17 protein-coding genes are annotated in these 23,580 nt (G+C 69.7%); 10 read left to right on the top strand and 7 right to left on the bottom strand.

All coding sequences use genetic code 11. From position 1 onward, the window contains the following. Positions 1–28: 28 nt before the first annotated feature. A complete protein-coding gene (locus ACIQD6_RS28760; protein WP_401887800.1) occupies positions 29–607 on the bottom strand; it encodes a TerD family protein in 579 nt (192 codons plus the stop codon). Between the two features lie 134 nt (positions 608–741). Continuing rightward, positions 742–1,317 (bottom strand): TerD family protein, encoded by a 576-nt coding sequence (locus ACIQD6_RS28755; protein ID WP_401887797.1) that lies wholly within the window; start codon positions 1,315–1,317, stop codon positions 742–744. Positions 1,318–1,642: 325 nt separating this feature from the next. Here ACIQD6_RS28755 and ACIQD6_RS28750 point away from each other — a divergent pair, with 325 nt between their 5' ends. The 4 genes from ACIQD6_RS28750 (at position 1,643) to ACIQD6_RS28735 (ending at position 6,404) form a co-directional block, all read left to right on the top strand. After that, positions 1,643–2,086 (top strand): BlaI/MecI/CopY family transcriptional regulator, encoded by a 444-nt coding sequence (locus ACIQD6_RS28750; RefSeq protein WP_401887918.1) that lies wholly within the window; start codon positions 1,643–1,645, stop codon positions 2,084–2,086. Between the two features lie 232 nt (positions 2,087–2,318). Then, complete coding sequence (locus ACIQD6_RS28745) at positions 2,319–3,713, top strand: LCP family protein (RefSeq protein WP_401887794.1); 1,395 nt, start codon at positions 2,319–2,321, stop codon at positions 3,711–3,713. A 328-nt stretch (positions 3,714–4,041) separates the two neighbouring features. Beyond that, a complete protein-coding gene (locus tag ACIQD6_RS28740; protein WP_401887792.1) occupies positions 4,042–5,376 on the top strand; it encodes a hemolysin family protein in 1,335 nt (444 codons plus the stop codon). Continuing rightward, a complete protein-coding gene (locus ACIQD6_RS28735) occupies positions 5,373–6,404 on the top strand; it encodes a hemolysin family protein (protein WP_401887790.1) in 1,032 nt (343 codons plus the stop codon). Before ACIQD6_RS28740 ends, ACIQD6_RS28735 begins: the two co-directional genes overlap by 4 nt. Before the next feature lie 406 nt (positions 6,405–6,810). Here ACIQD6_RS28735 and ACIQD6_RS28730 read toward each other — a convergent pair whose 3' ends face one another. Next, complete coding sequence (locus tag ACIQD6_RS28730) at positions 6,811–7,590, bottom strand: SAM-dependent methyltransferase (protein WP_401887915.1); 780 nt, start codon at positions 7,588–7,590, stop codon at positions 6,811–6,813. Positions 7,591–8,104: 514 nt separating this feature from the next. On the opposite strand from ACIQD6_RS28730, the gene ACIQD6_RS28725 reads away from it, so the two are divergent. The 4 genes from ACIQD6_RS28725 to ACIQD6_RS28710 all read left to right on the top strand — a co-directional run bounded on the left by ACIQD6_RS28725 (position 8,105) and on the right by ACIQD6_RS28710 (position 12,067). After that, positions 8,105–8,704, top strand: coding sequence for a sigma factor-like helix-turn-helix DNA-binding protein (locus ACIQD6_RS28725; RefSeq protein WP_401887787.1), 600 nt, complete (start codon positions 8,105–8,107; stop codon positions 8,702–8,704). Between the two features lie 3 nt (positions 8,705–8,707). After that, positions 8,708–9,427: a hypothetical protein gene (locus tag ACIQD6_RS28720; RefSeq protein WP_401887784.1), complete on the top strand. Its 720-nt coding sequence runs from the start codon at positions 8,708–8,710 to the stop codon at positions 9,425–9,427. A 236-nt stretch (positions 9,428–9,663) separates the two neighbouring features. After that, positions 9,664–10,719, top strand: a complete 1,056-nt coding sequence (locus ACIQD6_RS28715; protein WP_401887783.1) for a hypothetical protein — start codon at positions 9,664–9,666, stop codon at positions 10,717–10,719. Between the two features lie 223 nt (positions 10,720–10,942). Continuing rightward, on the top strand, positions 10,943–12,067 hold the full coding sequence (locus ACIQD6_RS28710) for an MFS transporter (protein ID WP_401887912.1): 1,125 nt from the start codon (positions 10,943–10,945) through the stop codon (positions 12,065–12,067). Positions 12,068–12,122: 55 nt separating this feature from the next. On the opposite strand, the gene ACIQD6_RS28705 is transcribed toward ACIQD6_RS28710, so the two are convergent. The 4 genes from ACIQD6_RS28705 to ACIQD6_RS28690 form a co-directional block, all read right to left on the bottom strand. After that, complete coding sequence (locus ACIQD6_RS28705; protein WP_401887780.1) at positions 12,123–13,166, bottom strand: glutathione S-transferase family protein; 1,044 nt, start codon at positions 13,164–13,166, stop codon at positions 12,123–12,125. 131 nt (positions 13,167–13,297) lie between these two features. Beyond that, complete coding sequence (locus ACIQD6_RS28700) at positions 13,298–14,770, bottom strand: MFS transporter (RefSeq protein WP_401887778.1); 1,473 nt, start codon at positions 14,768–14,770, stop codon at positions 13,298–13,300. Between the two features lie 223 nt (positions 14,771–14,993). Continuing rightward, positions 14,994–16,619 carry a M4 family metallopeptidase gene (locus ACIQD6_RS28695; protein ID WP_401887775.1) on the bottom strand — a complete coding sequence of 542 codons (1,626 nt, stop codon included), beginning with the start codon at positions 16,617–16,619 and terminating at the stop codon, positions 14,994–14,996. A 400-nt stretch (positions 16,620–17,019) separates the two neighbouring features. Further along, entirely contained in the window at positions 17,020–19,977 is a 2,958-nt protein-coding gene (locus ACIQD6_RS28690) for a glycoside hydrolase family 48 protein (RefSeq protein ID WP_401887773.1), read from the bottom strand. Between the two features lie 258 nt (positions 19,978–20,235). Between ACIQD6_RS28690 and ACIQD6_RS28685 the strand changes: the two genes are divergently transcribed. Together ACIQD6_RS28685 and ACIQD6_RS28680 are read left to right on the top strand one after the other, a co-directional pair. Continuing rightward, positions 20,236–21,717, top strand: a complete 1,482-nt coding sequence (locus tag ACIQD6_RS28685) for a cellulase family glycosylhydrolase (RefSeq protein WP_401887770.1) — start codon at positions 20,236–20,238, stop codon at positions 21,715–21,717. Continuing rightward, on the top strand, positions 21,714–23,444 hold the full coding sequence (locus tag ACIQD6_RS28680; protein WP_401887768.1) for a glycoside hydrolase family 6 protein: 1,731 nt from the start codon (positions 21,714–21,716) through the stop codon (positions 23,442–23,444). Before ACIQD6_RS28685 ends, ACIQD6_RS28680 begins: the two co-directional genes overlap by 4 nt. Positions 23,445–23,580 lie beyond the last annotated feature (136 nt).

Raw genomic sequence — 23,580 nt, 5'->3', positions numbered from 1 at the left:
CGGGTCCGTAGGCAATGCCCGGAGGGGCCTACAGGTGCGGCGCGACGGCCGGCATGAGGTCCTGGAAGGTGCGTCCGTCAGCGGGGGATCCGATGGCGGCCATCTCCCAGCCGGCGCCGGAGCGGGACACCTTGGCCATGATCTGGGCGGTGTGCCGGCCACCGCCGGTGAGCGTGTAGCGGGCCAGTTCCTGGCCGTTGGTCTCGTCGACGAGCCGGCAGAAGGCGTTGTCGACCTCTTCGAAGGTCTGGCCCGTGAACGAGTTCACCGTGAAGACGATCTGGTCGATGTGGACGGGGACGCGCTGGAGATCCACGACGATCGATTCGTCGTCGCCCCCCTCTCCCGCGCCGCCCACCCGGTTGTCACCGGTGTGCCGCACCGAGCCGTCGTCGCTGGTCAGATGCTGGAAGAAGACGACATCGACGGCCTCCTTGCCGGCGAAGAGCAGCGCCGAGGCGTCCAGGTCGATCTCGCGGGCGGTCATCCTGGCGAGGAATCCCTTGCGCGCGGCCTTCCAGCCGAGTCCCATGCGGATGACGGTGAGTTCACCCCCGCCGGACTTGGTGAGGCTGATCTGCTGGCCCTTGGAGAGATTGACGCTCATTCGTGGCTCCTTGGAGGTTGTGACTGCACGGCGTGGACGCGGGTGCCCGGCTCAGGTGCGGAGACGGGGGCGGTACGGATACGGGGAACGGCATACCCCGATCGGGAGACCGGATCGGGTACGGATTACGGGTGTCAGACGTTGACGCCGTAGTCGGAGGCGATTCCGGCCAGCCCGGAGGCGTATCCCTGGCCGATGGCCCGGAACTTCCACTCGGCCCCGTTGCGGTACAGCTCGCCGAAGACCATCGCGGTCTCGGTCGAGGCGTCCTCACTGAGGTCGTAGCGGGCCAGTTCGGCGCCGCCGGCCTGGTTGACCACACGGATATAGGCGTTGCGGACCTGGCCGAAGCTCTGGCCACGGGATTCGGCGTCATGGATCGAGACCGGGAAGACGACCTTGGTGACCTCGGCGGGTACGGCGGCCAGATTCACCTTGACGGTCTCGTCGTCCCCCTCGCCCTCACCGGTGAGGTTGTCGCCGGTGTGCTCGACCGAACCGTCCGGGCTGACGAGGTTGTTGTAGAAGACGAAGTGCCGGTCGGAGACGACTTTTCCGGAGCCTTCGCACAACAGGGCGCTGGCGTCCAGATCATGATCGGCTCCGGTGGTGGTACGCACATCCCAGCCGAGGCCGACCACGACCGCCGTCAGACCAGGAGCCTCCTTGCTCAGCGAGACGTTGCCGCCCTTGGCGAGGCTCACACCCATGTTGCTTTCCCTTCGTCCGTCCCATGAATCCGGGCGCGCCGGACGCCCCGGCGCCGCGTTGCGCCGTGTGGCACGATCTCAAATCTACAACACTGTAGAAACTGGGCGGTGCTCGGTTCGTGAGATGCGAGAGGAACGGCTGGTTACGACGCCCCGGCACCAGGGTGGCTGGGACGGCAGCGCGGGAGGGGGCCACTTCGTGGTCGGGAACGTCGGGAACGTCGGAAACACGGGGGACCTCGGGAACCTCGGGGACTTCGGGACCCTCGGGCAGCGAGACGACCGGGAAGAGACGTCCCGCGCCCGCAGACGCGGCCAGGGCCAGCTGGAGTCCCAGGTGCTGGCGATCCTGGGCTCGGCGACGACGCCCGTGGCGGCCACCTGGGTACAGGAACGGCTCGACGGCGAGTTGGCGTACACCACGGTGATCACCATCCTGACGCGCCTTCTCGGCAAGCGGGCCGTGACCCGCAGCCGGTCCGGGCGCTCCTTCCGCTGGACTCCGGTGGCGGACGAAGCGGGCCTCACCGCACTGCGCATGCGCCGTCTTCTCGACGAGCGGGACAACCGCGACGCGGTGCTCTCCAGCTTCGTGTCGGCCCTGTCGCCACACGACGAAGAGGTGCTGCGCTCACTGCTCAAGGACGCCGGCCCCGGCACGGACGACACAGCCGGTGCCGGTGGCACGGACAGTACGGGCGAGGCGTTCCGTACCGGCGCTCCCGGCACCCGCCGTACGGTCCCGAACGAACCGGCGCGCTCTTCGTGACGCTCGAAGCCGCGATGACGCCGCTCTGAGACCTGGCATCCGCGGAGCGGCAGGTCCGGCACCCCCGGCCCCTTCTACATATCTGTAGAGCCAGTAGAGTTCAGGCGTCGTACAGAACGACGACCGGGCAGAACGAGGGCCGGGCAGAGCAACGACCGTACAGAGCGAGGACCGGCGTGAGCGGCGGGCGACCGCCGGACGGCAGGCCGGACAACGGGGCGGAGGACGCGGCATGGGCAGGGAATCCAGGGGTCGACGGGGCCCGGCGGCAGGCGTCGGCCGCGGCGGCGGCAGGACCAGGCTGACCCGGCGGGGCCGCATAGTCGTCTGGGCCGGCGGGATCCTGGCCCTGGCGCTCATCGGCGTATCCGGAACGGCGGCATGGATCTACCAGGACCTCAACGGCAACATCCACTCCGCGGACATCGACAACAAGATCGGCGGCGGCCGGCCGGTCAATCTGAGCCCGGGGTCCAAGAACATCCTCGTCGTGGGCTCCGACTCGCGTGAGGGCGCCAACGCGAAGTACGGCAAGGACCTGGCCACCATGCAGTCGGACACGCTGATGGTCATGCATGTGGCCGCCGACCGGAAATGGGCCACGGTCGTCTCGCTCCCCCGCGACTCCTGGGTGAACATCCCGGCCTGCGACCGGGGGGACGGCAGTACGTCCGACCCGCACCAGTTCAAGATCAACGAGTCGTTCGCGATAGGCGGTACGGGAGGCGAGGTCTCCGGCGCCGCCACCTGCACCATCAAGACGGTGGAGCGCAACACCGGTCTGCGGATCGACCACTTCATGTCGGTCGACTTCCAGGGCTTCAAGGGCATGGTCAACGCGCTGGGCGGCATCGAGGTCTGCCCCGAGGCGCCGATCCACGACAAGAAGGCCCGCCTCGACCTGGACGCCGGCTGCCAGACGGTCAAGGACGAGCAGGCCCTGGGTTACGTACGTACGCGCTACAGCCTCGGCGACAGTTCCGACCTGGGCCGGATCGGACGGCAGCAGGAGTTCATGGAGGCGCTGGCCGCCAAGGCCCAGCAGAAGCTGGCCAGTCCGAACGCGCTGTACGGATTCCTGGACTCGGCGACCAAGTCGCTGACCACGGACAAGGCCCTGGCCGGGATCAAGCCGCTCTCGGGCCTCGCCTCCGAGGTCAAGGGAATCCCCCGCGACCGCCTGACGTTCCTGACGGTACCGAACTACTCGCGCCAGGCCGACGTGCCGACCGACCAGGCCAATGTCGTATGGCAGTATCCCCAGGCCGGCGACCTGTTCACCTCCCTGGCGAAGGACAAGGAAGTCGACAAGGAGAAGCTGGAGGCCGCTTCCAAGAACCCGGTCTACGCCCGTACGGTGCGCGTACAGGTCCTCAACGGCACCAGCACCCAGGGGCGGGCCGCGAAGGTCGCGGACACACTCCGTACGGCCGGATTCACGGTCACGAACGTCGGTAACGCGCCCGAGGCCACGAAGAGGACCACGGTCGGCTATCCGCAGGGCCTGGGAGCCTCGGCCGAGGTGCTGGCGTCCCGGCTGCCGGGCAGCGCCGCGCGGCAGGACTCGGGAGCCACGCCGGGCGTGGTGACACTGACCGTGGGAACGGACTTCGAGGTGGTCCGATGACCTCCCGGTGACCGGCCCCGCGATGTGATGTCGGGGAGCCGCCCCCACGATGTCCCGTGGCCGCTCCCGCGACGGATTGGCGGACATCGGCCGTTCACAGCACATTGCATTGCTTTGCGATTCCTTTACTATTGGCGGACGGGGTGCCCGCCTCGTGCCGACGCGAGGTGCCCGCCCCGTGCCGGCACAGGGTGCCCGCCCCGCCGACCGTCCGATCCAAGAACCCGACACCTGATCCGAGAAGGAGCTGCGGTCCCGCAATGGGTGAGCCTCCCAGTACGAGCCGTGCCATACCCGTCCCGCCGAACCATGGGACGGAGGTGGCACGGTGACCGAAGTGCTTCTGCTGCTTCTCGCTCTCGCGCTCACACTCGCCTGCGCGCTGTTCGTCGCGGCCGAGTTCTCCCTGACCACCATCGAGCGCGGTGAGCTCGAACGCGCCGTCGCGGCCGGTGAGCGGGGCGCCGCCGGTGCGCTGGAGGCGGCCAAGCGGCTGACCTTCCAGCTCTCCGGCGCCCAGCTGGGCATTACGGTGACCTCGCTGGTCATCGGCATGCTCGCCGAGCCCTCGCTGGCCGTGCTGCTGCGTGGTCCGCTGGAGGCCGCCGGTCTGCCGGACGGCGCGGTGCCCACCGTCGCCACCCTGCTCGGCGTCGCCCTCTCCACGGTGGTGCTGATGGTGATCGGCGAGCTGGTACCGAAGAACTGGGCGATCTCCAGCCCGCTCGCCGTCGCGAAGGTCGTGGCCGGCCCGCAGCGCGGCTTCACCGCCGCCTTCGCCCCGCTGATCCGGCATCTCAACAACACCGCCAACCACCTCGTACGCCGGTTCGGCCTGGAACCCGCCGAGGAGCTGGCCTCCGCCCGTACCCCCGAGGAACTGGTCGCGCTGGCGCGGCACTCCGCGCGGGAGGGCGCCATCGAGCAGGACTCCGCGGAGCTGTTCGTACGGACGCTCCACCTGGCCGAGCTGACGGCGGAGAACGTCATGACGCCCCGCGTGGACGTCCGGGCCCTGGAGGCGCACGCCACCGCCGCGGACGCCGCCAATCTGACCCTGGCCACGGGACTGTCGCGCTTCCCCGTCTACCGCGACAGCCTGGACGAGGTGATCGGCACCATCCACATCCGCGACGTCCTCGCCCTGGACGAGACCAAGCGGGACCGGACGCTCGTCACCGAACTGGCGACCAGCCCCCTGCTCGTCCCCGACTCGCTCCCGGTGGACCGGCTGCTGCGGCGCCTGCGCGCGGCGCGGACGATGGCCGTGGTCATCGACGAATACGGCGGCACCGCCGGAGTCGCCACCGTGGAGGACATCGTCGAGGAGGTCGTCGGAGAGGTACGCGACGAACACGACCCGGACGAGACCCCTGACCTGGTGTCCGGCGAACCGGCCGTGGACGGCCGCCTCGTCTGGCAGGCGGACGGAAGTGTCCGTCTCGACCAGCTCGAGGAGATCGGCTTCAACGCCCCGGAGGGCCCCTACGAGACGCTCGCCGGGCTGCTCGCGACGCGGCTGGAGCGGCTGCCCGTGCTCATGGACCGACTCGACGTGGACGGCTGGCAGTTCGCCGTGCTGCATATCGAGCATCACCGGGCCGACCGGGTGCGGATCACCGCGCCCGTCCCGGCCGCACAGTTCGCGGAGGACGCCCGATGACCGGCCTGCAGCTCGCCATCGGCGCGCTCACCCTGCTCACCAACGCGTTCTTCGTCGGTGCCGAGTTCGCGCTCATCTCCGTACGCCGCAGCCAGATCGAGCCTCAGGCGATCAAGGGCAGCCGCCGGGCGAAGAGCACCCTGTGGGGTCTGGAACACCTGTCCGCGGCCATGGCCACCGCGCAACTCGGCATCACCATCTCCTCGCTGGTCCTGGGCGCCGTGGCGGAACCGGCCATCGCCCATCTGCTGGAGCCGCCCTTCGAGGCGATCGGCGTACCGGAAGCGCTGATCCACCCGATCGCGTTCGTGATCGCGCTGACGCTGGCGACGTATCTGCACATGCTGATCGGCGAGATGGTGCCGAAGAACATCGCGCTGGCCGCGCCCGCGCCCACCGCGCTCGCTCTGGCGCCCGCTCTGGTCGGGCTGACCCGGGCGCTGCGTCCGGTGATCTTCGGGATCAACGCGTTCGCCAACAGCATCCTGCGGCTGCTGAAGGTCGAGCCCAAGGACGAGGTCTCCTCGGTCTTCACCGACGACGAACTCGCGCGCCTGGTCAAGGACTCCAGTGAGGCCGGGCTGCTGGATCCCGCGGACGGCGAGCGGCTGCGTGACGCCCTGGAGCTGGGCACACGTCCGGTGGGTGAGGTGATGGTCCCGCTCAACCGAACGATCACCGTCGACCACCAGGTCACCCCGCAGCAGTTGGAGCGTGCCGCCGCGTCCTGCGGTTTCTCCCGGCTGCCGGTCACCGGACCGGACAACACGATCCTCGGCTATCTGCACATCAAGGACGCCCTGGGGGTCGCCGAGCGCACCCGGCCCTTCCCGCGCAGCGCGCTGCATGTGGTGATCCGGGTCGAGATCGACACCCCGCTCGACGACACCATGACGGCGATGCGCTCCGGCGGTACGCATCTCGCGGCCGTCACGGGCGACAAGGGGACGGTCATCGGCTTCGTCACCATGGAAGACGTCCTGGAGGAACTCGTCGGCCCCGCCGCCGGCGCGCAGACCGCCGCCTAGCCGAGTGGCGGAAGAGCGGCCGGTGCCCCGCCCCGGGCACCGGCCGCTCACCTTTGTCCCCAGCCGTATTGGCACCGGCCCCTGCGGATGCCCCGCCGCCACGTCCGCCGGCGAGTGAGCCGAAGGGGCGCGCCGCTGTCGTAAGGGAGGACGCGCGCAGGCCCCGAGGAACGAGGGGGCGAGCACGGTCGACCGTCGACAGCGGCTCAAAGCGCCCCGGAGGCGAACCGAGCCTCGAAAAAGAAGGTGTGTGAGCCGAAGGGGCGCGCCGCTGTCGTACGGGAGAGCGCGCAGGCCCCGAGGAACGAGGGGGCGACGGTCGACCGTCGACAGTGCCCGCGGCCGGAGACCGCTGATTGACACAGCAAGCGCCCCGGAGGCGAACCGAGCCCTGAATGAGGGGGCGTCAGGGTTTGCGTGCGACGCCCACATAGCAGGATGCGACCTCGTTGGTGATGCTCTCGCTGCCGTCGCCGGGGTCGGGACGCCACTCGTGCGAGGGAACGATCCCCGGAGGGAACAACTCCCAGCCCTCGAAGAAGCGTGCGATCTCGTCGTGGGTACGGGCCTGCGCGAGGGTGCCGGCGGCGCGGTACGTGTCGATGAGGCGGGTGATGCCCTCGGGGTCGAACTCCGCGGTGACATGGGCGATCGCGAGCGTGCTGCCGGACGGGAGCACGTCCTTTAGGTGTTCGACGATGTCATGGGCGCGGTGGTCGCCGGTGACAAAATGCAGCAGCGCGTTGAGGCTCAGGGCGATCGGCCGCGCGAAGTCGAGCGTCCCGCGCAACTCCTCGGCGGCCAGCAGGGCTTCGGGCTCGGTGGCATCGGCGTGGACATACGCCGTGCGCCCCTCGGGACGACTTTGGAGCAGCGCGCGGGCGTGGGCCAGGACGATCGGGTCGTTGTCGGTGTAGACGACGCGCGCCCGCGGGTCCTCCGTCTGGGCGACCTCGTGGAGATTGGGGGAGGTCGGGATGCCGGTCCCGATGTCGAGGAACTGGCTCATGCCGTCCCGGGCCAGGAAACGGACGGAGCGGTGCATGAAGCGCCGGTTGATGGCGGCGGTGGCCAGGACGGAGGGGAAGGCCGCCCGAGCGCGGGCCGCGGCCTCGCGGTCGGCGGGGAAGTTGGTGGTCCCGCCCAGGTAGTAGTCGTACATGCGCGCCGAATGCGCCCGGTCCATCTCCAGATCCACCGCGCCGTTGTCCGCCACCGTACGACCCCCGTAATCCGTGCCGGCTGACAGTCGGTCCCATTCCCGGACAGTCATTCCCGGACACTCGTTCATTCCCGCCACTCCCGGACGACAGTCAGTAACTGCCCATCAAGGGATACGGACAACCGTACGAGATGGATCAACTCCGCCTGCCTGTGCCCCCGCTGGGGCCGGCAGACCGGACGAGAGCGCGGCTCACAGGCACTTCACCCAAGGAATGCGTAATCATATGATGACTGTCAGCGAAAAATCTCGGGGGTGTCCTGCACACTGAGGGCAGTCATCGGGTTGGCTGACAGGTGAGAGAACACATCTCTCGCACCGACGCCCTCCGCCGTGGAGCGGCGCGGTGCCCAGTGAACGGGGCGTTTGTGCGAGTCGATCAGTCAGGCCCTGTCCGGCCGGTCTTCGCCGGGCCCGGAACGCCCCGAGAGGACCTGATAGCGGTGGTCCGGAGTACCACTGAGGGGAGCGGCTTCTGATGCCCCCTGCCACCAACGGCGCCCAGGACGTGGGCGATCGTGGCGTACCACACTCCCCCGACCTCCCCGAGCGGCGGCTGGCGTTGACCTTCGACGCTTTTGACGCGCACCACCACACGCTGTGGCTGCGTTACGCACACACCCAGGTCGGTGGCCGGGCCGCCGCCGAGACCGTGGTGGACACCACCTGCGCCCGCCTGCTGGAACACTGGCCCCATGTCCTGGCACAGGAATCGGTGGCCCGGTACGCGTGGGCCGTCCTCAAGGAGGAGGTGGCGCGGTGGCTGTACGAACACGATCTCCAGCCGGTCCTGGTCGACACGGCCGCCTTCCACGCCGCCATCCGCAAACTCCTCTTATACGAGACACGGGACCAATTCGCCGTCCTGCAAGGTGAGGTCGGCCTGTACGCGGCCATCTCCCGGCTCCCGGAGCGGCAGTACGACGTGATCGTGCTGCGCTATGTTCTGCACGTTCCGGACGAGGACGTCGCCGAATACATGGGCATCGAGGTCGCCACGGTCCGTTCTCATGTACGGCACGCCAGGCGACGGCTGGCCAAGGACCTGGACGTACGAGACACCGAGACGGGAGAGTAGACCGTGCGCCGCACCGACAAACCCGCGCCCATAGACATGCTGCTGGAGGACGCGGAGGTCCTCGCCGACACCTATGACGACGCCGACACCGAAGCCTCCCGCAGGCGCAACGCCGCGCGGCGGGCCGCCGCCGAGGAAGCGGGTCCCGGGGGCGGGAACAGGGCGGAGGCCGTACCGCGCGGCTACCCCTCCGCCCACGAGCAGGCCGCTCACGACCTGAACCTCGCGGTCGCCCTGGTCATCAACGCGCCCGAGGCGGCGGCCAGTCTGGCCCGCCTGGTCGACCATGACCGTATCGACCCCGAGGGCGCCGTCGTCTTCGCCGCCCTTCTTCATCTGATCTGCCACAAGGACGCGGCCCAGTTCTGGTGGCAGTTCGCCGCCGGCGGTGGCAACCGGACCGCCGCGTTCTGTCTTTTCCTCGCCCACCAGCAGCGCGCCGAGTTCAAGGACGCCGCGTACTGGCGCACCCAGTCCCGGCAGCTGTCCCGGCCCGGCCGGACGCAGGCACCCCCCACGCTGTCGGCCCTGTCCTCCCTGCTGCCGGAATCGGTACGGCACGAACTGCTCAGCCAGTGCCGGCAGGGCCGGCGCCCCACGCTGCCCGCCTCACTGGAAGCCGTCATCAACCGTCTGCGCGTCGACAGCGCCGACGAGGACTTCGGTGAAGTGCCCCAGCCGGACGTCAGTCTGACCACGGACCTCAGCGGTCCCGAGGAGTAACTTCGGGCTCCCGCCCGAGGAGCGATCTCGGGTTCCTGGCGGGGCGGGCAGGACGCATGAGGCATAAGGCATGAGGCATGCGACCCGGGGCTCCGTCCTGCGCCCTCTTATGCCGGTTCCAGATGGCGGGAAACTCCGATATGGGCATTTGATGGAGCGAAGCGTGCGCCCGTATGGCGCACGGTGACCATCACGGTGTGTGCCCATCCGTGGAGTTCGGCAAAGGGAGCCGCGCCATGTCTCTTGATCCCCACCTCTCGGCCGAGGACCAGCTCGCCGGCCGTCCGCATGCGCCCGTCGCCGGCCGGGCCGGCGGTGAGACGCCGGCCCGGGACCCCGGCGCCGAGCCGATACGGACGCTGCTCTGGACGGCGGCGACCATCCGGCCGCTGGAGGAGGTTGCCGCGTTGGTGAGTCTGCTGAAACGGACCGGGGAAGTCCCCAGCCCCGGCGACGAAGCGCTGCGGGCCGCCGCCGTGTCCCGGCCCGTGGCGGAGGTCAGGCAGCTGGTCGCGCTGCTGGCCGAGGCTCCGCACGAAGTCGACGAGGCCGACACGACGCTCCGGGCCGCGGCCGTCGGCCGGCCGATCGAGGATGTGGCGCAGCTCGTGACCATCCTCGGAAGTAGCGAGAGCGACGTGCCGCCCACGGTCCACCGCGAGACTCCCTCCGAGGCCCGCTCCGAACTCCGCTCCGGGGTCCGCTCCGAAGAGCTGTCGAACGCGCGGAGCGATCAGGGCGGTGCGGCCGGCGCGGTCCGTCACGGCGGCTCGAAGCCGGCCGGCGGACGGACCCCTGAGCCGGGTGTCCCGTCTCGGCATCTGGCCGAAGGCCCCCGTATCACGGCGGGGCTCGCCGCCCTGGCCGGTGCCGAGGCCAGAAACCGCGCCGCCTCCCCCGCCGTACGTTCGGTACTACGCTGGCCCGCGGCGATCGTGCTGCTTTCCTGCGGCATGATCCATCTGCCGACGGACGTCACGGCGCTGCGCTCCGGCGGCCTCTCGGACGTGCTCGCGCTGGCCTTCACCGGTCTCTGTCTGATGCTCGGCGTCTGGCTGGCCGTACAGGACACGGTCCGGATCTGGGCCGCGAGCGGCGCGACGGCCGTCGGGATCATCGCCGCTCACTCGTTGTCGGGCGCCGGTGGCCTCAATCTGCTGGAGAGCAGCGTGGGCGATTCCCTCGCCTGGGCGAAGGTGTCGGCGGTGGCCTGTGCGGTGCTCACCGCCGTCCTCGCCGGTGCGGTCCTGATGCGCCGCGAGAAGGCGGCCGAAGTGGCCAACGACGGCTGAGAGTCCAGGCTTCCGGCTCCCGGGCTCCCGGCAGCGACGCCGCGCCACCGCCGGGGCGCGGCGTCGCTGCGGCTCACGGTTCACGGGGCACCTCGGCCGATCCACTCATACGGGGGTGGCTTGCATGAACGCTCGCAGAAGCGAGAGCGGGAGCGGGAGCGGAAACAGAAGCGAGATCCGGCGCTTCCGCTGTCCGGTGGCCGCGGGAGTGTTCGCCGTCGGCATGGCCGGCACGACCCTGCCCACTCCGCTGTACGGGCTCTACCGGAAGCAGCTCGGCTTCTCCGAACTGATGGTGACGGTGGTGTTCGCCGTCTATGTCGTCGGGGTGATCGCCGTACTGCTGCTGGCGGGCAACTCCTCCGACGAGGTGGGCCGGCGGCCGGTGCTGCTCTGTGCGCTGGGGCTGTCCGCGGCCAGCGCCCTGTGCTTCCTGTTCGAGGGCGGGCTTCCGGCGCTGTTCGCGGGCCGGTTGCTGTCGGGGTTCGCCGCCGGGCTGTTCAGCGGCGCCGCCACCGCCGCGGTGATGGAGCTGGCCGCACCGGGACATGAGGCACGCGCGGGACTCGCCGCCACGGCGGCGAACATGGGCGGCCTCGGCTGCGGCCCGCTGCTGGCCGGGCTGCTCGCGCAGTACGCGCCGTGGCCGCTGCGGCTGCCCTTCCTCGTGCATCTGGCGCTGGTGGCGGTGGCGGCCGTACTGACCTGGTTCCTCCCCGAGACCGTCAAGAACCCGAAACGGCGGCCGCGACTACGGCCCGGCGGCCTGACGGTGCCGCCCGAGGTCCGTGGCGTATTCGTGCCGTCGGCGCTCGCGGCGTTCGCCGGATTCGCGCTGCTGGGGCTGTTCACCGCGGTGGCGCCGACCTTCGTGGCCCAGACCCTCGATGTGCCGAATCTGGCTGTTTCGGGCGCGGTCGTCTTCTCCGCCTTCCTCGCCTCCACGGTCGGGCAGGCACTGATGGGGCGTCTGGGGGTACGCCGGGCGCTGCCGGGAGGCTGCCTGGTCCTCGTGGTCGGCCTGGTGCTGGTGGGCACCTCCCTGGCGGTGGAGTGGCTGCCCCTGCTCGTGGCGGGCGCGCTCTGCGGCGGGCTCGGCCAGGGGCTGGCCTTCCGTGCCGCCGTGACCGCCGTCAGCGGCGCGGCTCCGCCCGAGCGCAGGGGCGGCACGATCTCCGCGCTCTTCGTCGTCGCCTACACCGGCATCTCGTTGCCGGTCGTCGGCGTCGGCGCGCTGACTCTGCTGCTGGGCCTGCGGGGCGCGGGACTGACGTTCTCGGTCTGTGTGATGCTGCTCGCGGCGGGCGTCGGACTGTACGTACTGCGGCGCCCTCCGGCGGTGAACTGACGAAGCTCCTTCCGGGCACGCCTCGCCCGCCGTACAGGAGCCGCCGCGCCCGTACCTACGGGAGCCCCGCCGCGGGGATTTCCTCACCCCGCGGCACCGGCCCCGGAGGGGTGCCGTCCCCGAACGGCCGTCCGCCCAGCTCCTCGCGGTGGTGCGGGCTCAGAAAGCCGGACAGGTCCGGGCCGAGGGGCACGATGCCGGTCGGGTTGATGCCGGTGTGAACCTTGTAGTAATGCCGCTTGATGTGGTCGAAGTCGACCGTGTCGCCGAAGCCGGGGGTCTGGTACAGGTCCCTGGTGTAGGCCCACAGAACCCGGTCCTCGGCCAGCTTCGACCGGTTGCACTTGAAGTGTCCGTGATAGACGGCGTCGAAGCGCACCAGGGTGGTGAACAGCCGGATGTCGGCCTCCGTGATGGTGTCCCCCACCAGGTAGCGGCGGTCGGCCAGCCTCTCGGACACCAGGTCGAGACGGCGGAACACATCGCGGTAGGCGTCCTCGTACTCGCTCTGCCGGGTCGCGAAACCGGCCCGGTACACACCGTTGTTGACGTCGCGGTAGACGCCCTCCATGACCTCGTCGATCTCGCCCCGCAGCGCCTCGGGATACAGATCGGGCGCCCCGCTCCGGTGCAGCGCCGTCCATTGGGTCGCGAGGTCCAGCGTGATCCGCTGGAAGTCGTTGGTGACCAGCTTCCCGCTGGGTACGTCCACGATCGCGGGCACGCTGACCCCGCCCGGATAGTCCGTCTCCCGCGCGTCGTACGCCTCGCTGAGAAAGCGGATGCCCAGCACGGGGTCCCGGCCGTCCGGATCGAGGGTGAAGCGCCAACTGCGGTCGTCCTGGATGGGGTCGGCGACAGCGACCGGGAGCGCGTCCTCCAGGCCGAGCAGCCGCCGTGAGACGAGCGCGCGGCTCGCCCAGGGACAGGCGCGGCTGACGACGAGCCGGTAACGGCCGGCCTCGACCGGCCAGCCGTCCCGGCCGTCGGCGGTGACGCGGTCGGCGAAATGGCTCCTCGACCGCTTGAAGGGTTTCCTGCCGAACTCCGTATTGCCTTCTGTATTGCCTTCCGTGGTGCGGTGCGCGGGGTTGCTCATCACGGTCCCCTCTCCTCAGGTGCGTTCTCTTGCGATGCGCTGCCGGCATTCCGTGCGTCGATGCCTCGGTGCGGCGCGTGCGGGCCTTCCCGGATCGGACGGGTTGTCCACCTCGTGCTCGCCACGCCCCTTCACGAGGAAGACGTCCGCGCCGCGCGCTTCCTGTCCCGGCGACCCGCCGCCACGTCGGCCAGCGCGACCAGCAGCGCCACCAGCACGAACGCCACCGCCACGACCAGCCCGTGGTCGTACGCCGTCGCCCAGCCGTCGCCGGGCACCTGGGCGAAGAAGACCGACCCCACCGCGGCGATACCGACCGCGGACCCCACCCGCTGACCCGTCTGGAGTGTGCCGCCGGCGCTGCCGGCCATGGGCACCGGCACCTCGGAGAGCGTCAGGGTCTGGTTCGGCGCGATGACGAGTCCGCTGCCCAGCCCCGCCAGGAGCAGCGGCGCCGCCATCGCCCACCCGGCGCCGCGTCCCGGCACCAGGTGCACCGCGAGCGCGGTGGCCGCCAGGCCGACGACCACCATGGTCAGCCCGACGGCGACCAACGGCCGGCCGAAGCGGCTGACCAGCCGTCCGCCGATGCCCGCGGCCGCGCCGGAGCCCAGGGCGAACGGGGTGATGGCCAGTCCCGACTGCAGGGCGGTGTAGTGCAGTCCGCTCTGGAGGTAGAGCGTGCTGATGAAGAAGATCGAGGTGAACCCGGCGAAGTACAGCAGGATCAGCAGACAGCCCAGCCAGAAGGCGCGGACCCGGAAGAGGGACAGGTCCAGCACCGGCTGGGTGCCGCCCGGCCGGCACCGTGACTCCCACTTCACGAAGCCGGCCAGCAGCAGGGCCGCGACCACCAGCAGCAGCCACTTCTCGTCGCCGTGCCATTCCTGCTGCTGCACGAAGGGCAGCAGCAGCGCCAGTACTCCGCCGCCGAGCAGCAGCACGCCGAACGGGTCGAGGTCGCGGATCCGGACATGGCCGGCCGACGGGGTGTCCGGCAGCAGCCTGCGGGCCAGCAGCAGGCAGACGATGCCCAGCGGCAGATTGACGTAGAACACCCACCGCCAGCCCTCCCGCGCTCCGGCCGCCTCGATGAGCAGTCCGCCCAGCAGCGGCCCGACGGCGGTCGAGATTCCGACCACCGTGCCGAACATGCCGAACGCCCGGCCCCGCTCCCGGCCGGAGAACATCTGCTGGATCAGCGCGGAGATCTGTGGCGCGACCATGCCGCCCGCGAGGCCCTGCACCAGCCGGGCGATCACCAGCCAGAGGCTGGACAGGGCGGCTCCGCAGGCCGCGGAGGAGAGGGTGAAGAGAGCGAGCCCCGCCATGAACACCGCGCGCCGGCCGCGGGCGTCGCCCAGCCGCCCGGCGGGGATCAGGAACAGCCCGAAGGCGAGCGCGTATCCGGACAGCACCCACTGGAGATCGGCCTCCGAGGTGCGCAGCCCCGTTCGGATGGAGGGCAGCGCGACATTGACGATGGAGACGTCCAGCAGCGTCATGAACCCCGCCACCAGACACACCGCCAGCGCCTTCCAGCGCCGCGGGTCCGGCTCCGCGGGGGCGTCCTCGCCGCTCCCCCGCCCGTTATGTCCGGCCATGATGCGCACCCTAGTTCGCGCGCCCCGATCCCTCACCTGGAGCGTGCCGACCGGTGGAGGGCGTCGACCGGCGGACGGGCTTGATCACCCCGGATCGCCTCGGATCACCCCGGAGCGGGCCGGACCAGTCCGGACCGGTCCGGAACCGAACGCGGGCCCGCGCGAACGAACGCGCGGGCCCGTGCCCCGTGTGCTACCCGTCAGTCACATCGGACCGTACGGGTCACTTGACGTTGATCGCGGTCCAGGCGGCGCCGACCGCCTTGTACTGGGTGCTGGTCGTGCCGTACAGGGCGCCCGCCGCGCTGAGCGTCGCGGTGCGCGCCTTCGCGTAGTTGGTGCTGGACGTCATGTACGTGGTGAGCGCCTTGTACCAGATCTTCGTGGCCGCGTCCCGGCCGATGCCGGTGACCGTGGAGCCGTCGGACGTGGGGCTGTTGTAGCTCACTCCGTTGATGGTCTTCGCGCCGCTGCCCTCGGACAGCAGGTAGAAGAAGTGGTTGGCCGGGCCCGAGGAGTAGTGGACGTCGAGGTTGCCCAGCGTGGACGACCAGTAGTCCTTCGAGCCGCCGTCCTTGCTCGGCTTGTCCTGGTAACGAAGCGGGGTTCCGTCACCGTTGATGTCGATCTTCTCGCCGATGAGGTAGTCGCCCGGGTCGCTCGCGGTGGCGGAGTAGAACTCGACCGCGGTGGCGAAGATGTCGGAGGTCGCCTCGTTGAGACCGCCGGACTCACCGCTGTAGGTCAGGTTGGCGGTGGCGGAGGTGACGCCGTGGCTCATCTCGTGCGCGGCCACGTCCAGCGAGGTGAGCGGGTTGGCGTTGCCGGAGCCGTCGCCGTACGTCATGCAGAAGCAGCTGTCGTCCCAGAACGCGTTCACATAGCTGTTGCCGTAGTGGACACGGGAGTAGGACGCGACGCCGTTGTTCTTGATGCCGTTGCGGCCGAGCACTTCCTTGTAGAAGTCCCAGGTCTCCGCCGCACCGTAGTGCGCGTCCACGCCCGCGCTCTGACGGCCGCCGCCCCACACGTCGTCGGCGTCGGTGAAGAGCGTGCCGGTGCCGGAGGTCTTCTGGTTCAGGTCGTACGTCTTGTGGTTGCCGCGGCCGCTGTCGGTGAGGCTGTACGTGCTGCCGCTCTTGGTGGTGCCGAGCGTCACCTTGCCGTTGTACTCGCCGGTGCCGGTGCCGGTCTCGATGGCCTCGTCGCGGAACAGCTCCTTGCCCGTGGCCGCGTCGGTGACGACGTGCAGCGCGCTCGGCGTGCCGTCGGGCTGGACGCCCTTGACGACGGTCTCCCAGGCCAGTACGGGCGTGCCGGTGGCCGCCCAGATCACCTTGCGGGGGGCGGTGTCGGCCGCCGCCTTGGCGGTCTTCTCCGCCGAAGCCGCCTTCAGCGCGGTCTTCTTCGCGCCGGCCGAGCCGACCTCGGCGTCGGTGGAGGCCACGGATATTCGGGCCGTGGTCGCCTTGGTGACACTGGCCTTGCCGTTGGGGGCCTGGTGGACGACCAGGTCGCCGCCGAGCACGGGCAGGCCCGCGTAGGTCCGCTCGTACCGGGTGTGCACCGTGCCGTCGGCGTCCTTGATGACGTCCCGGACAACCAGCTTCTCCTGCGCGCCCAGCCCGAGGGACGTGGCCTCGCTCGCGGTGTCCGCCTGGGCGGACTTGATGGCTTCGACGCGCTGCTCGGGCGTGAACGCCACGGCGGTGGCGCCCTTCTCGCGGGCGGTGTCGGGCGCGGCGCTGGCCGGTCCCGACTGGACGCCGACGACCACCATGGCGGCGGAGGCGACCAGCGCGGCGACACGGGCGGTGTTCTTCCTGGGGGTGGAAGCTACGAGTCTCACTCAGTCTCCAAAAGGGTCGGGCCGCCCGGCGAGCGGCTCCGTGTGGGGAGGGGTGGCCTTGGGGGAGCCACCACCTGAGCGTGCTGATCTGTGCGGGTGTCAAAAAGCGGACCCGTCACGCTTGTCTACGCGCGAAGAGCCGTCCAGAGAGTTGCATCGAACGGTCAGTTTCGAATAGGCCGGAAACCAGGATTTGACCTTGTGTTGCCCTTTTGATAAAGGCAAACGGTCATCAAACGGTCGTAGCGGAACGGGACTTGAAAACCCCGCGCGGGCACCGGTACGCATACCGGACGTGCGCCGCAGGACCCGGCGCATCGCAGAGGGCCCCGGCACATGCCGGGGCCCTCCACCGTCGCCGCGCAGGAGACGCTGTTCGAAGAGAGCTACTCGAAGAGAGCTACTCGAAGAGATCGGAATACGCGCCGAGAGCCAGCGCGATGTCCGCCTGTGCCCAGAAGCGGTGGTACGTGAAGCTCGGCGCCGCCCCACCGTTCAAGTAGGCCTCGACCTTGGACCAGGCCGGGTCGCTCTCGTAGAAGGACCGGATCGACGCGAAGGTCGAAGCGGAATCGATCCTGTCCCCGTTGGGCATGGCGCCGGTCCAGCCGCTCGGGACATAGACCGGGTCGTCGAACCGGCTGTAGTCGGCGCGGGTTTCGGGGACCGCGATGCCCAGGGCGTCCTGGTGGTGGTCCCACATGCCGTCGAGCAGCGCCTTGGCGGTGCTCTTGGCGGCGGCGTGGCCGGACTTCGCCGCGTAGTACGAGAGCGTCTTGGCGTAGGCGGCGGCCACGCCCACGTCGTCGGTGTAGTCGGCGACGGTGACATGCAGACCGGCGTTGGCGCCGGGGGTGGTCGCGTTCCAGGTGTCGGGCTTGCCGGACCACTGGAGGGTCGACGGGATCCGGTAGGTGCCGTCGGGGTTGACGGTGGTCTTGGACAGCGCCCAGGTGACCCACTTGTCCAGCACCGCCTTGGCGGCCGAGTCACCCGTCCTGTTGTAGTACTCCGCGACCCGCTCCATCGACCACGCCTGGAAGCCGAACCACTGGTTGGACGGCGGGTCGTGGTAGACGGGGGCCTCGTCGTAGTACATGCCGTAGAACGTCGACGTGCCGGCCGGAGGCTGGGCGTAGCGCCCCTGCCAGCTGTTGGTGGCGCCGCCCGCGATGCCGCCCTCGGAGGACTGGAGCCAGCGGTAGAACTCCACCTGCCGCTTGAGACTGGTGCTCCAGTCCTGCTGGCCGGTGGCGGACTTGGGCTTGAGGTCGGCGTACGAACTCAGGGCCCAGGCTGCCATCGGGTTCTGGTAGCCGCTGTGCGCGAAGCTGGAGCCGATGCGCCAGGCCCAGCCGGCCGAGGTGTCGGTGGCGCCACCCCAGGCGTAGTACCAGGAGAGCAGGTAGTGCGAACTGTTCTTCCCGCTGCCCGCGGCGCAGGCGGTCTCGCCCACGCAGTTGCCGATCTTCTTGAAGTACTTGTCGTACATGGCGTAGCGGAGGTAGTCGCCCATCTTCGCCGCCTTGGCGACATTGGCCGACACCTGGCTGCCCTTGCCCTGCTCCTTGGCCCATTCCGAGGCCCAGTAGGCGGCCTGCACGACCCGGGCGTCGGCGTCCGGAGCGTTGGTGAACTTCCACTGCTTGGCGTAGGCGGCGTCCCCGGTGAACAGGTCGAGGTAGCCGTTCTTGCCGCCGTACTTGAAGGCGTCGCAGGTGGGCTGGGTGACCGTCTCCCAGACGGATTCCTGTGCCCCGCGCTGGAAGGTGTTGATGTACGAGGGGCCCGTGTCGGCCGGTCCGGCCTCGCACTTGCCGGGCGCGTTGCCGAAGCCGTAGACGTTGTCGACGTCCTGGATCCAGTGCATGCCGTAGATGTCGTCGGTGCCGTACGCGCTCTTCAGCTCGCCCGCGATCGGATCGTTCCCGACCGGCACATTGCTGTTGAGCTGCGAGGGGTACTGGGAGGGCTGGTCCCACTCCGGCGCGTAGGTGGCGGGCTTCGACGCCGTGTAGAAGCTGTTCGTGGGCTGGTCGGCGTGGGTGGGGATCATGTACTTCTCCATGATGTCCCACGCGCCGTTGAACTTGGCCCAGTCGCCGGTGACTTTGCCGTACATGGCCTGGAGCCAGATCAGATAGCTGTACGCCTCGGATGTCGTCTCGTGCCCCTGGTCGGGCGCCTCGACGATCAGCGTCTCCACGGAGTGGTACGGGATTCCCTCCGGCGAGAAGTAGCCGGCGGCCGGGTCGGTGATCTTGCCGTACAGCTCCAGGAACCGGGCGTCGTAGCCGGCGGCCGCCGCCAGCTGGGTGACGGTGACATCGGCCTTGGTCTGTCCCGGCGCGGTCGCGGTGAAGGTGGCGGCGCCGGTGCCGGTGGCCGCGGCGGCGACGGTCACCTGCTGGGCGGTGTCCCAGTTGGCGGTGGTGAAGGTGAGGCTTCCGCCGGCGGCGACGGTCAGAGCGGTGTTGCCCGCGGTGCGGGCGACGGTGACCGTCACCGCGGCGGTCGGCCGGGCGGAGAGCTTGACCCCGAACGTGCCGGTCTTCCCCTGCTGCACGCCGAGTTGGGCGGGGGTGGCGACCAGCGACGGGCCGGTGGCGACGCGCACGCCGACCGGGGTGGACTCGGCGGAGGCGCCCTGGCCGTCGTACGCCTTGGCGTAGAGCGAGAGGTCACCGGCCGGGATGTTCGCGTAGTCGAAGGTATAGGGGGACGTGGTGTCGGTGCCGAGCAGCGTGGTGTCGCTGTAGAACTCGACCTTGGTGACTCCGGCGCCGTCGGCGGCGACCGCGGTGGCGGCCATCGGGATGGTGCCGCCCGCGCTGAACACCGCCCCGGGGGCCGGGGAGGTCAGCACGGCGAGGGGCGGCTGGTGCGCGCCGGCGCAGGTCACGCCGTTGACGGCGAAGACCGTGGGCGCGGTGTTGGCGCCGCTGTAGGTGAAGTTGGCACCAGTGGTGGCCGCCGCGCCGGGTGCGATCTTCCCGTTGTGGGAGGCGTTCTTGACGGTGACGGTCTTCCCCGACTGCGTCCAGACGCCGTTCCAGCCGCTGGTGAGGGTCTGGTTGCCGCCGTAACCGTAGGTGAGCGTCCAGCCGTCGAGGGCGTCCGTACCCCGGTTGGTGACGGTGAGATCGGCCGTGAAGCCGGAGCCCCAGTCATTCGTCTTGTAGTCGACACCGCACTGGACAGCGGCGGCGTGCGCGGGAGTTCCGTTGACCGCGGTCAGACCCAGCGGCAGCGACAGGGCGGCCGCCAGCGCGGTCAGCAGCCGCCGCACTCCACGCCGCCGGCGCGGCCTGGTGATCGGCGGCGGCGCCCCTGGTGGGGATCCTCGTGAGACGAGCATGGGGTGGTCCTCCTCGCGGTCCGGTGCGGGTGTGTGGGGGGTACGAACCAGTGGGAGCGCTCCCAAGCGTCGAGCGGGACCGCGAAGGTGTCAAGAGTTTGAACACGACCCACGTCCAGGCGAGTTCGCGGGTAAAAGAAGTCAACTGGACTGTTGACTCATGCCACTTCGGCGCTACCGTCGAACAGAACCAGTGGGAGCGCTTCCATCAGTCATACGCCGTGTCAGGCGGCGTATCGGCCATCGAGGAGTCGCTCCATGCGACCACCACCGCGCCTCAGTGCGCTGTTGGCCGCCGCGGCCTTGGCCATGGCGGGTACCGCCCTTGTTCCACAGGTGACCGCGTCGGGAACCGCTGCCACCTGCACCGTCGAATACAGCACCACGAGTCAGTGGGACAGCGGCTTCCAGGGCGGTGTCACGCTGACCAACAACGGACCACCGATCGAGAACTGGTCCCTCACCTTCGACTTCCCCGGAAGCCAGAAGGTGACCCAGGGCTGGAGCGGGAAGTGGTCTCAGTCCGGCAGGACCGTGACCGCCGTCAATGAGAGCTGGAACGGAAAGATCGCCACCGGCGGCTCGGTCGGCGCCGGATTCACCGCCTCCTGGTCGGGGTCCAACCCCGCACCCACGACGTTCAGGCTCAACGGCGTCACCTGCAACGGCGACGCGGGCCCCGGTGACCCCACGGACCCGCCGACCGATCCGCCCGAACCCGGCGGCGCCCCACCGAAACTGCGCGTGTCCGGCAACAAGCTGGTCGACGAGAACGGCGCGACCCGCCGCATGCTCGGAGTCAACCGCTCCGGCGGCGAGTTCATGTGCGTCCAGGGGCACGGAATCTTCGACGGTCCGGTCGACGACGCGTCCGTGCGAGCCATCGCGGACTGGAAGGTGAACACCGTACGGGTGCCGCTCAACGAGGAGTGCTGGCTCGGCCTCCCGCATGTGAACGCGGCCTATTCCGGAGCGAATTACATCAACGCGGTCAAGGCGTATGTGACCAGGCTGGAGGCGCACGGCATCACACCGGTCCTGGAACTGCACTGGACCCACGGGAAGTACACGGGCAATGACAACCACTGCCCGGACACCGAGTACGCGACCTGCCAGAAGCCGATGCCGGACGCGCGGTACACACCGGCGTTCTGGACCTCGGTGGCGACGGCCTTCAAGAGCGATCCGGCCGTGGTCTTCGACCTGTTCAACGAGCCGTTCCCGGACCGGGCCACCACCAGCCCGGACGCCGCCTGGACCTGCTGGCGCGACGGCGGCAACTGCCCGGGGATCGACTACCCGGTGGCCGGGATGCAGACCCTGCTGAACGCGGTACGGGCGGCCGGCGCCCAGAACGTGGTGCTGATCCCCGGCATCGCCTACTCGAACGACCTGCGGCAGTGGCTCGCGTACCGGCCGTCCGACCCGGCCGGCAATGTCGCCGCCGCCTGGCACTCGTACAACTTCAACGCCTGCGCGAACGAGAGCTGCTGGAACGAACAACTCGCCCCGGTGGCAGCCAAAGTGCCTCTCGTGGCGGGCGAGATCGGCGAGAACACCTGCGCGCACGGCTATGTCGACCGGGTCATGGCCTGGCTCGACAGCCATGGCTCCTCGTACCTCGGCTGGACCTGGAACACCTGGGACTGTTCTTCGGGCCCCTCCCTGATCAGCGACTACAACGGCACGCCGACCTCCTTCGGCGTGGGACTCCGTGACCATCTGAAGGGACTCTCATGAGCCGCACCACCTCACCTCCACGCCGTACCCGCACCGCGGTGCTCGCCGCGTACGCGCTGGTCGCCGCGGCCGCCGGCACCGTGACGGCGCTGGACGGCCCCGCCTCCGCGGCGGCGGCCGGCTGCACCGTCGACTACTCGATCCAGAGCTCCTGGTCGGGCGGCTTCACCACCGCGGTCGCCGTGACCAACACCGGTGACGCCGTGAGCTCCTGGAAGCTGGAGTGGAACTTCGCCGGCAACCAGAAGGTGACACAGGGCTGGAGCTCCACGGTCACCCAGAGCGGCACGGCCGTCTCCGCCACCAACGCGAGCTGGAACGGCACCCTGGCCACCGGCGCCTCGGCCTCCTTCGGCTTCAACGCCACCGCCACCGGGACCAACGCGGTGCCCGCCGCCTTCAAGCTCAACGGCGTCACCTGCAACACGTCGGGCGGCGAGGATCCCACGGACCCGACCGATCCGCCGCCCGCGAACGCCAAGGTCGACAACCCGTATACGGGCGCCGGGGTGTACGTGAACCCCGAATGGTCCGCGAAGGCCGCCGCCGAGACGGGCGGCAGCCGGATATCCCGTCAGCCGACGGGTGTCTGGCTGGACCGGATCGCGGCCATCGAGGGCGTGGGCAACGGCATGGGGCTGCGCGACCACCTCGACGAGGCGGTACGGCAGGCGGCCGGCAGGCCGTTCGTCGTCCAGCTCGTCATCTACAACCTGCCGGGCCGCGACTGCGCCGCGCTCGCCTCCAACGGTGAGCTCGGTCCGACCGAGATCACCCGCTACCAGAAGGAGTACATCGACCCGATCGCCGCCATCCTGGCCGACAGCAAGTACGCGGGCCTGCGGATCGTGACGACCGTCGAGATCGACTCCCTGCCCAACCTGGTCACCAACGTCAGCCCGCGCGTGACCGCCACGCCGCAGTGCGATGTGATGAAGGCGAACGGCAACTACATCAAGGGTGTCGGCTACGCCCTCAACCACCTGGGCGCCGTCCCCAACGTCTACAACTACGTGGACGCGGGCCACCACGGCTGGATCGGCTGGGACGACAACTTCAACGCCTCGGCGCAGATGTTCAAGCAGGCCGCGACGGCCGAGGGCAGCACGGTCGACAAGGTGCACGGCTTCATCGTCAACACCGCCAACTACGGTGCGACGAAGGAGAACAACTTCACCATCAACGACAGCGTCGCGGGCAAGTCGGTGCGCGAGTCGAAGTGGGTGGACTGGAACCGGTACGTCGACGAGCAGTCGTTCGCGCAGGCGTTCCGTCAGGAAGCGGTCAATGTCGGCTTCCCCTCGGGCATCGGCATGCTGATCGACACCTCCCGCAACGGCTGGGGCGGTACGGCCAGGCCCGGCGGACCCGGCGCGCAGACCAGTGTGGACACCTATGTGGACGGCGGCCGTTACGACCGCAGGATCCATCTGGGCAACTGGTGCAACCAGGCCGGTGCCGGACTCGGCGAACGGCCGAAGGCATCGCCCGCCACCGGGATCGACGCGTACGTCTGGATGAAGCCCCCGGGCGAGTCCGACGGCGCGAGCAAGGTGATCCCGAACGACCAGGGCAAGGGATTCGACCAGATGTGCGACCCGGCCTACACGGGCAACCCGCGCAACAACAACCATATGTCCGGCGCTCTGGGCAACGCGCCGCTCTCCGGTGACTGGTTCTCCGCGCAGTTCCAGGAACTGATGAAGAACGCCTACCCGGCGCTGTAAAGCGCCCGCAGGGCACGAGCGGGCAACGGGCCCGCACCGGGACCGGCGGACCTCGACGTCCGCCGGTCCCTCGCCCCGCTTCGGCCCGGCGCCCTTCCGCTCACCGCTCGTCCCTCACCGCGTGTCACCTCACGTC

Origin of the sequence: Streptomyces sp. NPDC088400, from assembly GCF_044753355.1 — a bacterium.
Taxonomy (GTDB): domain Bacteria; phylum Actinomycetota; class Actinomycetes; order Streptomycetales; family Streptomycetaceae; genus Streptomyces.
The sequence above is the reverse complement of the archived record's forward strand: the minus strand, read 5'-3'. Positions and strand labels throughout refer to the sequence as shown.